This is a genomic window from Streptomyces sp. NPDC040405 (genome assembly GCF_055595765.1).
On the sequence record NZ_JBVIVI010000007.1, the window covers coordinates 207,888 to 220,819 of the forward strand.

12 protein-coding genes, 1 tRNA gene and 2 pseudogenes are annotated in these 12,932 nt (G+C 68.6%); 5 read left to right on the forward strand and 10 right to left on the reverse strand.

Features of this window, described 5'->3' with window-relative positions:
• Nucleotides 1-5 precede the first annotated feature (5 nt).
• A complete protein-coding gene (locus ACZ59A_RS27690) occupies nt 6-1,895 on the reverse strand; it encodes an ATP-binding protein (protein WP_470963656.1) in 1,890 nt (629 codons plus the stop codon).
• A gap of 5 nt (nt 1,896-1,900) precedes the next feature.
• Nucleotides 1,901-2,638, reverse strand: coding sequence for a response regulator transcription factor (locus tag ACZ59A_RS27695; protein ID WP_468043348.1), 738 nt, complete (start codon nt 2,636-2,638; stop codon nt 1,901-1,903).
• 168 nt (nt 2,639-2,806) lie between these two features.
• On the opposite strand from ACZ59A_RS27695, the gene ACZ59A_RS27700 reads away from it, so the two are divergent.
• A complete protein-coding gene (locus ACZ59A_RS27700; RefSeq protein WP_470963659.1) occupies nt 2,807-3,688 on the forward strand; it encodes an LLM class F420-dependent oxidoreductase in 882 nt (293 codons plus the stop codon).
• 26 nt (nt 3,689-3,714) lie between these two features.
• Here the strand turns inward: ACZ59A_RS27700 and ACZ59A_RS27705 are convergent, their stop codons facing one another.
• From ACZ59A_RS27705 to ACZ59A_RS27725, 5 genes are all read right to left on the reverse strand, one after another.
• The gene (locus tag ACZ59A_RS27705; RefSeq protein ID WP_470963663.1) at nt 3,715-4,593 is read right to left on the reverse strand and encodes an amidohydrolase family protein; all 879 of its coding nucleotides are present in this window, start codon (nt 4,591-4,593) and stop codon (nt 3,715-3,717) included.
• Between the two features lie 87 nt (nt 4,594-4,680).
• Nucleotides 4,681-4,754 (reverse strand) — tRNA-Met (locus tag ACZ59A_RS27710).
• A 20-nt stretch (nt 4,755-4,774) separates the two neighbouring features.
• Complete coding sequence (locus tag ACZ59A_RS27715) at nt 4,775-5,107, reverse strand: transcriptional regulator (RefSeq protein ID WP_470963666.1); 333 nt, start codon at nt 5,105-5,107, stop codon at nt 4,775-4,777.
• Nucleotides 5,104-5,574, reverse strand: coding sequence for a hypothetical protein (locus ACZ59A_RS27720; RefSeq protein WP_470963669.1), 471 nt, complete (start codon nt 5,572-5,574; stop codon nt 5,104-5,106). The genes ACZ59A_RS27715 and ACZ59A_RS27720 overlap by 4 nt, the downstream gene beginning before the upstream one ends.
• A gap of 83 nt (nt 5,575-5,657) precedes the next feature.
• Nucleotides 5,658-6,290 (reverse strand): DUF4232 domain-containing protein, encoded by a 633-nt coding sequence (locus ACZ59A_RS27725; protein WP_470963672.1) that lies wholly within the window; start codon nt 6,288-6,290, stop codon nt 5,658-5,660.
• 150 nt (nt 6,291-6,440) lie between these two features.
• Here ACZ59A_RS27725 and ACZ59A_RS27730 point away from each other — a divergent pair.
• Nucleotides 6,441-6,998 (forward strand): annotated as a pseudogene (locus ACZ59A_RS27730) (cysteine hydrolase family protein); the annotation flags it as partial.
• Here the strand turns inward: ACZ59A_RS27730 and ACZ59A_RS27735 are convergent.
• Both ACZ59A_RS27735 and ACZ59A_RS27740 read right to left on the reverse strand, forming a co-directional pair.
• A complete protein-coding gene (locus tag ACZ59A_RS27735; RefSeq protein WP_470963675.1) occupies nt 6,991-7,785 on the reverse strand; it encodes a class I SAM-dependent methyltransferase in 795 nt (264 codons plus the stop codon). The pseudogene ACZ59A_RS27730 and the gene ACZ59A_RS27735 overlap by 8 nt on opposite strands.
• A 5-nt stretch (nt 7,786-7,790) precedes the next feature.
• Nucleotides 7,791-8,156 (reverse strand): annotated as a pseudogene (locus ACZ59A_RS27740) (helix-turn-helix domain-containing protein); the annotation flags it as partial.
• Between the two features lie 176 nt (nt 8,157-8,332).
• Between ACZ59A_RS27740 and ACZ59A_RS27745 the strand changes: the two are divergent.
• Together ACZ59A_RS27745 and ACZ59A_RS27750 are read left to right on the forward strand one after the other, a co-directional pair.
• Complete coding sequence (locus ACZ59A_RS27745; protein WP_470963678.1) at nt 8,333-9,181, forward strand: oxidoreductase; 849 nt, start codon at nt 8,333-8,335, stop codon at nt 9,179-9,181.
• Nucleotides 9,181-9,795 carry a TetR/AcrR family transcriptional regulator gene (locus tag ACZ59A_RS27750; protein ID WP_470963681.1) on the forward strand — a complete coding sequence of 205 codons (615 nt, stop codon included), beginning with the start codon at nt 9,181-9,183 and terminating at the stop codon, nt 9,793-9,795. The genes ACZ59A_RS27745 and ACZ59A_RS27750 overlap by 1 nt, the downstream gene beginning before the upstream one ends.
• 199 nt (nt 9,796-9,994) lie before the next feature.
• Here the strand turns inward: ACZ59A_RS27750 and ACZ59A_RS27755 are convergent, their stop codons facing one another.
• Nucleotides 9,995-10,288 carry a phosphotransferase gene (locus tag ACZ59A_RS27755; RefSeq protein WP_470963686.1) on the reverse strand — a complete coding sequence of 98 codons (294 nt, stop codon included), beginning with the start codon at nt 10,286-10,288 and terminating at the stop codon, nt 9,995-9,997.
• Between the two features lie 829 nt (nt 10,289-11,117).
• Here ACZ59A_RS27755 and ACZ59A_RS27760 point away from each other — a divergent pair.
• Nucleotides 11,118-12,764, forward strand: coding sequence for a hypothetical protein (locus tag ACZ59A_RS27760; RefSeq protein ID WP_470963689.1), 1,647 nt, complete (start codon nt 11,118-11,120; stop codon nt 12,762-12,764).
• Nucleotides 12,765-12,932 lie beyond the last annotated feature (168 nt).

Consider the following 12,932-nt stretch of genomic DNA (forward strand, 5'->3'; position numbering starts at 1 on the left):
CGCTGTCACGGCTGTGTGGTCAGCCTGTGGCCTGGCTGTGAGTGCGTTACGCCCAGGTGAACGGGGAGATGGACGCCGAACACGGTACGCCCCGGCACGCTGTCCACCGTCACCTGGCCGTCGTGCGCGGCGACCACCGCGTGCACGATGGCCAGCCCCAGCCCGGTGCTGCCCGCGGTGCGCGAGCGCGAGGCGTCACCCCGCGCGAAGCGCTCGAAGACATGCGGCAGCAGGTCGGGCGGGATGCCGGGGCCGTCGTCCTCGATCTGCAGCGAGAGGTACGAGGGCGGCTGCGGCGGCCCGAAGGTGCCGGGGTGCGCGGCCGCCTGCGCCATGGCGTACGGGGATCCGTACGGCGCCGCGTAGGGGTTGCCGCCACCGCCGGACGGCGGCGTGCCGTGGCCCGGGCCGTGGCCGAAGGCGTACGGCGAACCGGGCCCGAGGCCGTTGGCGTTGCCGCTGCCGTTGCCGTTGCCGTTGCCGTGATCGTGTTGGGGGCCGTACGACGGGCCGTGCACCATGCCGTACGGCGCCAGGTACGGCGACGGGCGCGGCGAGCTGTTCGGGCCGCCCCACAGCACGCGCGCGGTGACGGTCGTCCCGGCCGGGGTGTGGTTACGGGCGTTGCCCAGCAGGTTGACCAGGACCTGGTGCAGCCGCGCCGAGTCGCCGTACACGAGCGCGGGTTCGTCGGGCAGCTCCAGCCGCCACTGGTGGTCGGACCCCAGCGCCCGCGCATCGCTGACCGCGTCCACCACCAGCGGGGACAGGTCCACCTCGGCGCACTCCAGAGGCCGCCCGGCGTCCAGCCGGGCCAGCAGCAGCAGATCCTCCACCAGTCCTGTCATCCGCCCGGCCTCGGACTCCACCCGCCCCAGCGCATGCCGGGTGTCGGGCCCGATGTCCTCGCGGCCGCGCCGGGTCAGCTCGGCGTAGCCGCGAATCGAGGCGAGCGGGGTCCGCAGCTCATGGCTGGCGTCGGCGACGAACTGCCGTACCCGCGTCTCGCTCTCCTGCCGGGCCGCCAGCGCCGATTCGATGTGCCCGAGCATGCGGTTGAGCGCCGCCCCGACCTGGCCGACCTCGGTCCGCGGATCGGCCTCGGAGGCCGGGACCCGCTCCCGCAGCGCCACCTCGCCGCTGTGCAGCGGCAGTTCCGAGACCCGGGTCGCGGTCGCGGCCACCCGGCGCAGCGGGCGCAGCGAGATGCCGACCATGGTGGCCCCGGCGAGCCCCGCCGCGACCAGCCCGGCGGCGGCGACGCAGACCTCGACCAGGATCAGGGTGTTGACGGTGTCCTGGGTCTGGTTGAGCGGGAAGGCGAGGATGACCCCGCCGTCCCTCGGGTTCCACTTGGCCACGGCCCGGTAGCTGCCGAGGCCGGGGAGGTCGACGGCGTGCACCTTGTCGTCGAGGGGGACGGAGGTGAGCGCCTTCTCCTGGTCGCTGGTCAGCTTGTCCACCCGCTGCGCGGCGTTCGAGAAGTCCGGCAGCATGGGCTCGTCGTTGCTCTTCCCGGACTGGACCGACTTGCCGTTCGGCCCGAGGCGGGCCCCCGCGGTTCCGATGGGCTGCCCGGGCCCGTTGAGGAAGAAGATGCCCTCCGGACTGCGCGGATCGGCCGAGTTGGGCTGCTCGCCCACCTTGCGCATGGCGCCGCCCGCGGACGAGCGCAGGTCGTTGTCGACCTGGCCCTCCAGATACGACTTCAGGGCGATCGTCGTGACCGTGCCGATCACGGCACAGACCACGGCGATCAGCGACACCGCCGAGACGACCAGGCGGGTGCGCAGCGACCAGGGCCGCCGGGCGGCCGACCGGGAGTTCCGCTTGGCGCGCGAGGGGCGCGCCGGGCCGGTTCCGGACGGCGGGGTCGGCGAGGTCGGGTGCGCCACGATTCCTACTCCCCGGGCTTGATCAGATACCCGGCACCGCGCCGGGTGTGGATCATCGGGCTGCGGCCCGCGTCTATCTTGCGCCGCAGATACGAGATGTACAGCTCGACGACGTTGGCCTGGCCACCGAAGTCGTAACTCCACACCCGGTCCAGGATCTGCGCCTTGCTGAGCACCCGGCGCGGGTTGCGCATCAGGTAGCGCAGCAGCTCGAACTCGGTCGCGGTGAGGTGGATCTCCTGACCCGCCCGCGACACCTCGTGGCTGTCCTCGTCCAGCACCAGGTCGCCGACCGCCAGCACCGATTCGCTGCGCGCGGCCGCCGCCCCCGACCTGCGCAGCAGTCCGCGCAGCCGGGCGACGACCTCCTCCAGGCTGAACGGCTTGGTGACGTAGTCGTCGCCGCCCGCCGTCAGCCCGGCGATCCGGTCCTCGACCGCGTCCCGCGCGGTCAGGAACAGCACCGGCACCTCGGGCAGCTCGCGGCGCATCCGGCCCAGGACGGTGAGCCCGTCCATGTCGGGCAGCATGACGTCGAGGACGACCGCGTCGGGGCGCAGCTCACGCGTCGTACGGATCGCCTCGGCGCCGTCGCCCGCGGTCCGTACCTCCCAGCCCTCGTAGCGCAGCGCCATCGACAGCAGGTCGGCGAGGGCCGACTCGTCGTCCACAACCAGCACCCGGACGGGGCTTCCGTCGGGTCGAAGCAGCTCGGTACGCCCATGGGGCGAGGTCGCCATCATGAACGTCAGCTTCCGGCGACGGTCTGAGAGCTTCCTTTCGGCTACCTGTGAATAACCTGAGAATCCTATGGGCCGAGAATGGCCCAAAGGGAATGCTCCAAAGGGATGGTCCCAGGGAACGGGCCAGGATCCGGGAATAGCCGGATCCACCCTCCGGTTCGCGAGGTTATGGCTACTCACCCCGCCCTCGGCAAGATCGGCATCTGGACCGCGGCCCTGCGGGTCTCGGACTCCCTGTCGTCACAGCAGATCAGCGAGGCGGCAGCCGAGCTGGACGCGCTCGGCTACGGCACCCTCTGGCTCGGCGGCAGCCCCGGCCCGGACATGGCCGCGCCGCTCCTGGCGGCCACCGACCAGATCACCGTCGCCACGGGCATCCTCAGCATCTGGGACCACGAGGCCGCCCACGTGGCCGACCGGTACGCCGCCATCGACGCGGCCCACCAGGGCCGCTTCGTCCTGGGCCTCGGCGTCAGCCACAGCGCGCTCGCCGGTGAGCGGTACAAGCGTCCGTACTCGGCCATGCGCGACTACCTGACGGCCCTGGACTCCGCCCCGATCCCGGTCCCCGTGTCCCGGCGGGTCCTGGCCGCCCTCGGCCCGAAGATGCTGGAGCTGTCCCGCGACCGCGCCGCGGGCGCCCATCCGTACCTGGTCACCCCGGAGTTCACGGCCCAGGCGCGGGAGATCCTGGGCGACGGCGCGCTGCTCGCCCCGGACCTCAAGGTCGTCCTCGAACCGGACCGCGACCGGGCCCTCACCATCGCCCGTAACTATCTGTCCATCTACCTGAAGCTGCCCAACTACACCGACAACCTCAAGCGGTTGGGCTTCGAGGACAAGGACTTCGCGGACGGCGGCAGCGAGCGCCTCGTGACGTCCGTCTTCGCCCTGGGCGACGCGGAAGCGATCCGGCGCCGCGTCGACACGTACCTGGAGGCGGGCGCGGATCACCTGGCGGTCCAGGTGGTGACCCCCGACCCGTTCACCACCCTCCCCCGCGAGGAGTGGCGCACCCTGGCGGAGGCCCTCCCCCTCGGCACCAGCTGACGCACCGCTGCGGGGGGGGGCACGGCTCACAGCCCGAACAGCCGGGCCGCGTTCCCGTAACAGACCCCCCGCAGCCAGTCGTCGTCCTGATCCAGCCGGGTCAGGGCCTCCAGGGCGTGCCCGTACCCGTACGGGATGTTGGGGAAGTCGCTCCCGAACAGCACCCGGTCGCCCAGCGCCCCGAGCCGCCCGCGCTCCTCCGGCGGGAACGGCCAGTTCCGCTCGGTGAAGTCGGTGAAGGCCATCGTCGTATCCAGATGCACCCCCTCGTACCGCTCCGCGAGCCCCAGGAAGTCCGCGTACTCCGGCAGCCCCATGTGCGCGATGACCAGCCGCAGCCGGGGGTGCCTGGCCAGCAGCCGGGCCACCGGTTCGGGACCGGTGTGCTTGCCGGGCGCCGGGCCCGAACCGCAGTGGATGACGATGGGCGCACCGGCCTCGGCGAGCATCCCCCACACCGGGTCGAGCAGCGCGTCGCCCGGGTCGTACGCCCCCACCTGCACATGGGACTTGAACACCCGCGCCCCGCCGTCGAGCGCCGCGCCCACGTACCCCTCGACGCCCGGCTCCGGGAAGAAGGTCGCCGTGTGCAGACAGTCGGGCGTACGGGCGGCGAACCCGGCCGCCCACTCGTTCAGCCACGCCGCCATGCCGGGCTTGTGCGGGTAGACCATCGAGGTGAAGGCCCGCACCCCGAACTCCCTGATGAGCGCGAGCCGTTCGTCCTCGCCCTCGCGGTACGTGATGGGCCACTCGATGCCGACCAGCGGCTCGACGGCGTCGAAGTACGCCCAGACCTTGTCCAGGACGTTCTTCGGCATGAAGTGCGTATGCACGTCGATGAGTCCGGGCAGCCCGAGCCCCTGCCAGAAGCGACGGACCGGGACCACGTCAGGATCAGTCATACGGATCACGGTACGACCACCGGAATCACAAACGCCCGGCACGCACGAGGGCCCGGCACCAGATCTGGTGCCGGGCCCTCGTCCAAGTAGCGGGGACAGGATTTGAACCTGCGACCTCTGGGTTATGAGCCCAGCGAGCTACCGAGCTGCTCCACCCCGCGTCGGTGAATGCAACACTACGTCATCTGTCCCGCTGAGGGAAATCCGTTCCCTCCTCGCCGCTCTCCGCCATCCCGACGATGCGCCGCAGCTCGGCGAGATGCCCGGCGACAGCCCGCCTGCCCTCGGAGGTGAGGGAGATCCACGTACGCGGGTAGGAACCGCCGCGCACCTTGCTCACCTCGACGTACGACGCACCCTGCAACACCTTGAGGTGCTTGCTGAGCACCGAGTCGCTCACGTCCAGCGCCTCGCGGACCACCGAGAACTCCAGGGCGTCGACCGCCGCGAGCATGCCGCAGATCTGGAGCCGGTTCGGCGCGTGGATCACTTCGTCGAAGGCCGGGTCGGTCATCGCCCGGCTCGGAGACCCTCGCGTGCCACGGCATCGACCCGATAGCCGGTCGCGACGGTGAGCACCCCGATCACCAGCCCCGCCGCGGCGATCGCGAAGCGCACATCCATCCCCCATTCGAGCCACATCCCCGCCGCGGCGAGCAGCACCAGGGCCGCGCAGTACGCGCCGTAGAGCGATCCGGTGCCCGGTGCGGCCGTGTAACGCTCGAACGAGGCCCCCGTCGCCCTGCGGACCGCCCACTCGAGCCCGAAGACGACGACGGCGACCAGCGGCACGACCGAGGACGCCATGCGCAGACTCATCGAGACGAACGCGAGCACGAGCGCGGCCCCCAGCCCCCAGTGATACCACCAGGGCGCGGAGATACGAGCCGCCACCTGGGCACGCGACGCGTCGACGGCATCGAGGGCGGCGCGTGCCGAACTGGCGTCCACCCTATTGGAGTTGCCCGAACTACTTTCCATGTCGGAAAGAATGGCAGACCACTTTCCACTACGGCAAGTAGTTACGCACCCCGGAATTGCTCTCCCCGGGGTCACGCCTCTGCCTACACACCAGCCCCGGACTCCACAGCCGTCACCGTGAACTCGTCCCCGCACACCCGCAGCCCCGAGGCGACCCGCGCGGTCATGGCGTCCTTCGACCCGGGCGGGTACGCCTTCACCAGCGAGGCGCTCTTCCAGCACGGCTTGTCCGAAAGGCCGTCGTTGATCGTGTGCAGCACGGCGTGCGCGCTGCCCCCCGCGGCCACCGTGATGGGCTTCCCCGCGGCCCCCTCGCGCTCGGCGGCCTTCCCGATCGTCTGCCCGTCCTTGGCCAGCAGCGACACCCCGGGGAACCCGTTCAGCGTGCAGGCGCTCTTCCCCTTGTTGGTGAACACCAGCGAGTACCGGATGTTGCCCGCCCCGATGTCGGCGTTCCCCACCCGCAGACTCATCGACGAGGACTCGCACCGCCCGCCGCCCGCGCTGCCCGCCTTCGACCCGATCTCCTCACCGGCCGCACCCTGGCCCGCCTTCGACCCCGTCGCCGCGCCGCCGTCCTGCGAGGCGGCAGACACGGGCGCCTTCCCCTCGGGCTTGGGCTCGCTGCCCTGGCAAGCCGTAACTCCCATGGCCGCCACCGCCGCCATGCTGGCGACGATGACCTTGCCCCGGCTGGTGAGCGTGATGTGCGACATGGGAACCCCCTTGCTGATGCGAGCGTCTCTCGCATCAACAAGCCTGCCGATCCGCGCTAGTGCCCTGTTAACACGCCAGTGGCACCCCACTAACGCCTCGCTAACGCCCCGTCCCCGCCCTGGTCGCGGGCCGTCCGGAATGATCACCGCATGACCGACACCGTGCCGCCCGTTCAGGCCCTGATCGTGGTCGACGTCCAGTCGGCCTTCGTCGCGGGCCCCGACGCGGTTCCCGAGGCGCCCCGGCTCCTCGACCGGACCACCGACCTGATCGCCGGGGCACGCGCCGCCGGGTCGCTCGTCGTCCACCTCCAGAACGACGGCCCCACAGGGGCGCCCGAGGAGCCGAAGACACCGGGCTGGGAACTGCACCTGCCGGTCCGCAAAGGCCACCGGGAGGCCGTGATCCGCAAGACGGAGGACGACGGCTTTCACGAGACAGGGCTGGGCGACCTGCTCGCCGGACAGGGCGTACGTGCCCTGGCCGTGTGCGGGGTGATGTCCGAGATGTGCGTCAGCGCGACGGCACGCAGGGCCCTGGCGCTCGGCTTCCGGGTGGTCATGCCCCACGACGCCCACGCGACGTACGACATCCCCGCGGCAGCGGGCATCAGCGACGCCGTACCGGCGGCCATGGTGTCGCGCGTCGCCGAATGGGCCCTGGGCGACGAGATCGAGATCATCGCCCGGGCCGCCGACGTCACCTTCGAGCCCCCTCCACGGGCTGCGCCCGGTACACCAGCAGATACCGCCAGAACAGCAGACGCCGCACCGTCGAACCGGGCAGCAGCCGAGCGGATTCCGCACGAGTCCGGTCATACGACAGCGGCGGCGGCCAGACGATCGGGACCTGAACGGACGGCGCGGGGCGCCCCCTGCTCAGCAGGCGGTCCGTCTTGAGGAGGGCCCGCGCCGGGAGGGCCCACACGAAGTCGGTGACCGTCCTGACCGGATAGAGCCCCAGGACCACCAGAACCCCGTCCGGGGCAAGCACCCTCCGCAACGTCAGCACCGTCTCGAACGGCATGTGGTGGAGGCTGGCGATGCACGAGATGAAGTCGTAGTGGCCGTCCGGAAGGCCCGCATCGCGCACATCGGTCTGCCGGTACCGTGGCCCGCCCCCGGCCGCCCGCGCCGCCGCGATGACGTCCGCGCTGGCGTCCACCCCGTCGACGTCCAGCCCCCGCCCCGCGAGCAGCCGAGCGAACCGCCCGGCCCCGCATCCGACCTCCAGCGCGGTCCGTGCCCCGTCCGGCACCTGCTTCAGCAGCAGCTGGTGGTAGTGATCGTTGAAGTTCACTCCCATGCGCCCAGACCCTACCCAGTCCGCCGCCGCCATGGTGCTCGCTGTCGCCGCGCTCGGACTCACCGCCCGCCAGGACGGCGAAACCGGAGCCTCGTCCTCACCCGCCGATCCAGAAGTGAGTTCCCGCAGCAGCGGGCGGCTGCCCCCAGCCGCCGCCCGCGGCCCGACCAAGCGGGCCGCCCTGCCCATTACACCTGCTCGGCCACCGAGTGGTCGCGGGCGGGCACGAGGGTGCCGTCGACGATGAGGACCGTGTCCCTGTGGAACCGGCTCTGCTGCCGGAGTGCCAGCAGGGGACCTATGTGGTCGACGATGCGGTCTGCGGCCGACTTGGAGATCCCGAACAGCGGCGCCAGCTGGCGCATGGGCAAGTTTGTGCGCCAATACGCCGTGACCAGCAGGACGCGATCCTCCAGCGACAGACTCCAGGGCCGGCCGCGCGGTCGATCTGCGGCTTGCTCACGTCGTACCGCGGCTACCAACTTGCCGAAGCAGCACAGGCTCAGCCCCGTTAAGGGCCCTGTCGAGGACGGCACCGGTGCCGTGATCACTCCACCCACACCGTGATCGTTTCAGCCGAGGCGAGCGGGTCGGTGCGGGGCCGGATTGACCTCGGCTGAGCATGGTGCCGTTGGCGACGACAGAATCAACATCACGTTTATTAAACTCGACGCAGTGTAGACTTTCCGGGTGAGAGGGCAGCCCAGCTCCTCGTGAGACCTTTCTGGAGGAAACAGTGCAGCAGCAGAAGTGGCTCATCACCGGCGTCAGCACGGGCCTCGGCCGTGCCTTCGCCCAGGCCGCCCTGGCCGCCGGGCACACCGTCGTTGGAACGGTCCGCTCCGAGGAGGACCTGCGGGCCTTCGAAGGGCTGAAACCCGGGCACGCTCTCGGCCGCATCCTGGATGTGACTGACGGCGACGCCGTCTCGAATGTGGTCGCGGAGGTGGAGCAGAGCGTCGGTCCTTTGGATGTCGTCGTCGCCAACGCCGGCTACGGCCTGGAGGGCACTTTCGAGGAAACCCCGCTGGCCGAGGTGCGGCGACAGTTCGAGGTCAACGTATTCGGGGCAGTGGCCACCCTGCAGGCAGCCCTGCCCCACATGCGCCGGCGCCGCCGCGGACACCTGATGGCCGTCACCTCCATGGGCGGGCTCATGGCAGTGCCCGGCATGTCCGCCTACTGCGGCAGCAAGTTCGCCCTGGAAGGCATCCTGGAAGCACTGGGCAAGGAGGTCGCACAGTTCGGGATCCACGTCACGGCGATCGAGCCCGGCTCCTTCCGCACCGACTGGGCCGGACGGTCCATGACACGCGCCGCGCAGTCCATCGACGACTACGACGAGCTGTTCACTCCCATCCGGGAAGCGCGGCAGAAGGCCAGCGGGAACCAGTTGGGCAATCCGGCCAAGGCCGGGGACGCCGTCGTGCACATCACGTCGGTCGACCAGCCGCCGGCCCACCTCGTCCTTGGCTCGGACGCGCTACGACTGGTCACCGCCGCGCGCACGGCCGTGGACGAGGACATCCGCGCATGGGAGCCCCTCTCCCGTACGACCGACTTCGCCGAGGGCGCTCAGCTCTGATGCCCAGCCACCACCCCGCGCGGAGCCGGCGCGCCACCGAACGCAAGGGCGATGTCCGGGAGCGGGCCATTCTGGACACCTGCGAAGCTCTGCTGGCACAGAAGGGCTACGACGCCATGACCGTCGGCGACATCGCCCAGGGCGCCGGCATCACACGCGGCGCCCTGTACTTCTACTTCGGCTCCAAGCAAGAAGTGGTCACGGCACTCGTGGCCCGGACCGTAGAGCACCTGTGGGAGCGGTCCCGGGCCACCGCGCAGACCGACGAGCCGCGCCGGGCCATCGCAGCAGCCATGCAGCGCACGGTTGAGCTGTGGAACGAGCACGGCCTGGTCATGCGCACGGCGATCGACCTGTCGTTGACCGTGCCGGAGATCGGCGAGCTGTGGAGCCATACGGCTGACTTGTTCATCACGGCCATCACCGCCGTCCTGGAACGAGCCGGCGTTGAGGCCGGCCCCGGACCAGAGCAAGCGTCGGCGATGGCACGCGCCCTGTGCTGGATGATCGAGCGGACCTTCTACCACGCCTCGCAGGAATCCCGCGAGGAGTTGCGAAAGGCATCGTCGACCTGTGAACACATCTGGCTGACCAGCGCCGGCCTGATCACCTGATGCATCTGGTGTGGACGATGAGGCGCGAAACCGGACCCCGTGACTCCGAGCCCCACCGTCCAGGCACTCCGCCAGCGGGAATCCCGCGAGGCGCAGCGTCCTCTCCCAGCCCGGTCAACGGGAGCGGTGTCCACAACTCCCGTGTATGGGCCTTCCGGGTCAGGTTGCGAGACCTGGAAGGTCACTTACGGGACAGCCCTTAATGAGCGGCGAGGATCTCCTCCAGAACGAACGACGCGTCCGCCGGGAGGCCGTCGCCCTCGCGAACCGCTCCGGCGCAGACGACCAGGGCCTTCCAGAGCGCCCAGCCTTGTCCACGCTCCCAGGTCGCCTCGTCTACCGCTAGCCGGTCGCGGAACGCGGCCCGGCTCTTGCCGGTAAGCATCGTCCAGGCGATCGCCAGATCGCAGGCCGGGTCTCCGACTCCGCAGGTGCCGAAGTCGATGACAGCCGCGAGCGCACCGTCCTTCACCAGAAGGTTCCCCGAGGCCACATCAGACCGGAGCCGACGGGCGACATACCTCGTCCCGGGCTCCCTCTCCCGCCGCTGGCCGTTCCGCGCACAACAGCGATGGCCGCAGCCGGCGGACGGTCGGCCATGTACACCGCTCCGCGTAGCCGCCGTTCAACGGCAGGTTGGGCACATGGTCCTGGTCGCGCCGCTGTCAGTGCCCGTCCGCTGCGAACGTCGGGGCGCACCGCGACGGCTGTTCCCGGTGCTTACTGCGTCTGGTGGGGCGCTGAGTGGCCCGGGGGCGCGGCTGAGCGGGGCGGCAGAAAGGAGCGGGCGGCGGCCACGGGCTACAAGCTCGTGGCCCGGACAGAGATGACCGCGCGGGCGATGCCCTGGTCGCCGTCTGATCGCCAGCGCTCGGCGGTTGCCGTCAACGGCCAACACGAGAGGCCCCTTCCATCTCTGGAAGGGGCCTCTGAGCTGCTGCGCGCTCGGCAGGATTCGAACCTGCAACCTCTTGATCCGTAGGTTCGGGCAGGGTGCGGGCAGGGCTCCGCTGGACCTCCCCGACAGCGAGTCACGGCGAGCGGCTGACCGCTTGTGTGTGCCCTCGTTGATGTCAGCATCGATGTCAACTGTGGCTACCAGTGGCCCGGACTGCATGCAGTCCTCACCGCTCAAAGATTGGCGTACACCCCAGCCCGAGCGATCCAATCTTCTCTGCCTCTTCGAGGCCCGCCGCACGGCGCGGGCACGCGCCGCCTCTGCGGCGATGAACACCGCCACAATGGCGCAATGGATCAGGGACCCGCAGCCGTCCTCGGTCATTGAGCCTCCACCGACCTGTAGGCGCAGCTAAGCTTCACGGTTGGCAGATGACGCTGCCTTTGGGGGAGGTTCGGAACCGATGACGCAGGAAAGTCCGTACGAGCGGATCCGAGAAATCGCGAATTCAGCTCCAGGTGATCTAGCGATTTGGAAATCCGGGCGATCGGCTCTCCCCATTGCTTTGTTCGAGGTTTCCAGAAGGCGACTCACCAATAAAATCGAGCGGATTGGAGCTGGCGCCCCCGTAAACGACGATGGTGAGATCGGAGGCAAGTGGGCATCCGTAGTGGCCCACTTGGTGGAATGGTCTTTTCGCTACGGAAATCAGACCGAAGAAGGAAGAGAGCCGACTGAGCAAGATGCCGCAGCGGCTGTCGATCTAGCCGAAAAATGGAAGGCGATCGACATCGCCTTCAATGCAGGAAGGGCTGGTCGCGCCAAAATCTCGCAGACGAAGCGGGGGTTTTGGATCGATCCCTTTAGTGATCCACGACTGGAAGTCCTAGACATCGTCTTAGAGGGAGTCGATACTCTCGCGGCGCCGACTCCCGAGATGGGCCCTGATCTCAGTCCTGCGATTTGCTACCTAAATTCGATGCGCGCTTCGACACCTGGAGGTTCGGCGACAGTCCCCAGGGAAGTGATGGGCCTATTTGTGCAGCACGCCAAGAACAATCTACGCGCACAATACTGGGAGGTGCCGAGATCCACCAATATCGGAGGCATGACCCTCGATGAGGCAATCCCCCTGCTTGGGACCTTGCAGGGGATCGCAGCCACAGGCGCTGAAGTGTTCGCCCGGTACCCAAGCCTGACCATGGCGAATCCGGCTTTCAAGCGAAGCGACCTCGCACAGATGATCGCCCGCTACAACCCGCGTAGCGATAAAATTGAACGCTTCTTGGATTTGTTCACGTACAAAGGCCAAAACGGCAGGTCTCCACTTTCTGCGCCACTCGTTCAGTGGAATGACACACTGACCGTAACTCCACACTTGCTGCATGACTCCCTGACAGAACGTATGGTTCTTCGCGCAGCGTCGGCAGACCACGCCAGTTCCGGAAAACTGGGCGTCGCACTTGGTGACCTGTGTAGTCAGTGGGCGGCCCGCTTGAGGGGTATTCCAGGTGTCGAGGTTGCTGAAGAGGTAAAGATCTTTGACGCTGGAAATAAGAAGCTGGGCGATCTCGACATCGTGGCGCTCGACAGAGGTCAAATGCAAGGCCTGATCATTGAGGCTAAGTGGCCTGTTGACGCCAGAACCTTGAGCGACGCCCGAAAACAAGAAGATGCCGTAGACAAGGGTCGATCGCAAATCGAAAGACTTCAGGCGCGAATGGGAGGCGACGTCAAGGTCAAATTCCCCCATGGATGGCCTAGCTTTTATGATATTGAATGGAAATGGGTTGTAGGGACGGCACGCTTCCTGGATTCACGGCGAACGGGATCAGCTATCCCTTCTGTCAGCTTGCGTCTTGTTGAAGCATTCCTACCTGCAAGCTCTTTGCGAGAACTCTTGGAAACGCTTGAAAACCTTCCTCTGCCTAGAGAAGGAAAAGATTTCCGGCTGGGCTGGAAAAAGGTAAGGATTGGGCGGCACGTACTCCATGTGCGAGCGATCCACATGTTGCGGCCACGCCCCACAAGTCCTCCTCTTGGACGACGACGTGCCGATGGATGGACATGAGCCCGAGGTCTCCATGGCCCGGCGAACCTTGGTTTACAAGTTCGACACGCAGATGCGGTGACCAGCTCGTCGACGCCTGACCCTGGCCCGCCTGCCGCGCGCACGAGTCTCGCGGTGGGGCGATGTGCACTCCGGTTGCCGTCAACGGCTGCCGTCGGGCCACCGCAG

What these genes read in the sequence shown, in the direction of transcription:
- ACZ59A_RS27695 (WP_468043348.1), bottom strand. Translation starts at nt 2,638, where the DNA reads ATGATGGCGACCTCGCCCCATGGGCGTACCGAGCTGCTTCGACCCGAC.
- ACZ59A_RS27700 (WP_470963659.1), top strand. Translation starts at nt 2,807, where the DNA reads ATGGCTACTCACCCCGCCCTCGGCAAGATCGGCATCTGGACCGCGGCC.
- ACZ59A_RS27705 (WP_470963663.1), bottom strand. Translation starts at nt 4,593, where the DNA reads ATGACTGATCCTGACGTGGTCCCGGTCCGTCGCTTCTGGCAGGGGCTC.
- ACZ59A_RS27715 (WP_470963666.1), bottom strand. Translation starts at nt 5,107, where the DNA reads ATGACCGACCCGGCCTTCGACGAAGTGATCCACGCGCCGAACCGGCTC.
- ACZ59A_RS27720 (WP_470963669.1), bottom strand. Translation starts at nt 5,574, where the DNA reads ATGGAAAGTAGTTCGGGCAACTCCAATAGGGTGGACGCCAGTTCGGCA.
- ACZ59A_RS27725 (WP_470963672.1), bottom strand. Translation starts at nt 6,290, where the DNA reads ATGTCGCACATCACGCTCACCAGCCGGGGCAAGGTCATCGTCGCCAGC.
- ACZ59A_RS27735 (WP_470963675.1), bottom strand. Translation starts at nt 7,785, where the DNA reads ATGGGCAGGGCGGCCCGCTTGGTCGGGCCGCGGGCGGCGGCTGGGGGC.
- ACZ59A_RS27750 (WP_470963681.1), top strand. Translation starts at nt 9,181, where the DNA reads ATGCCCAGCCACCACCCCGCGCGGAGCCGGCGCGCCACCGAACGCAAG.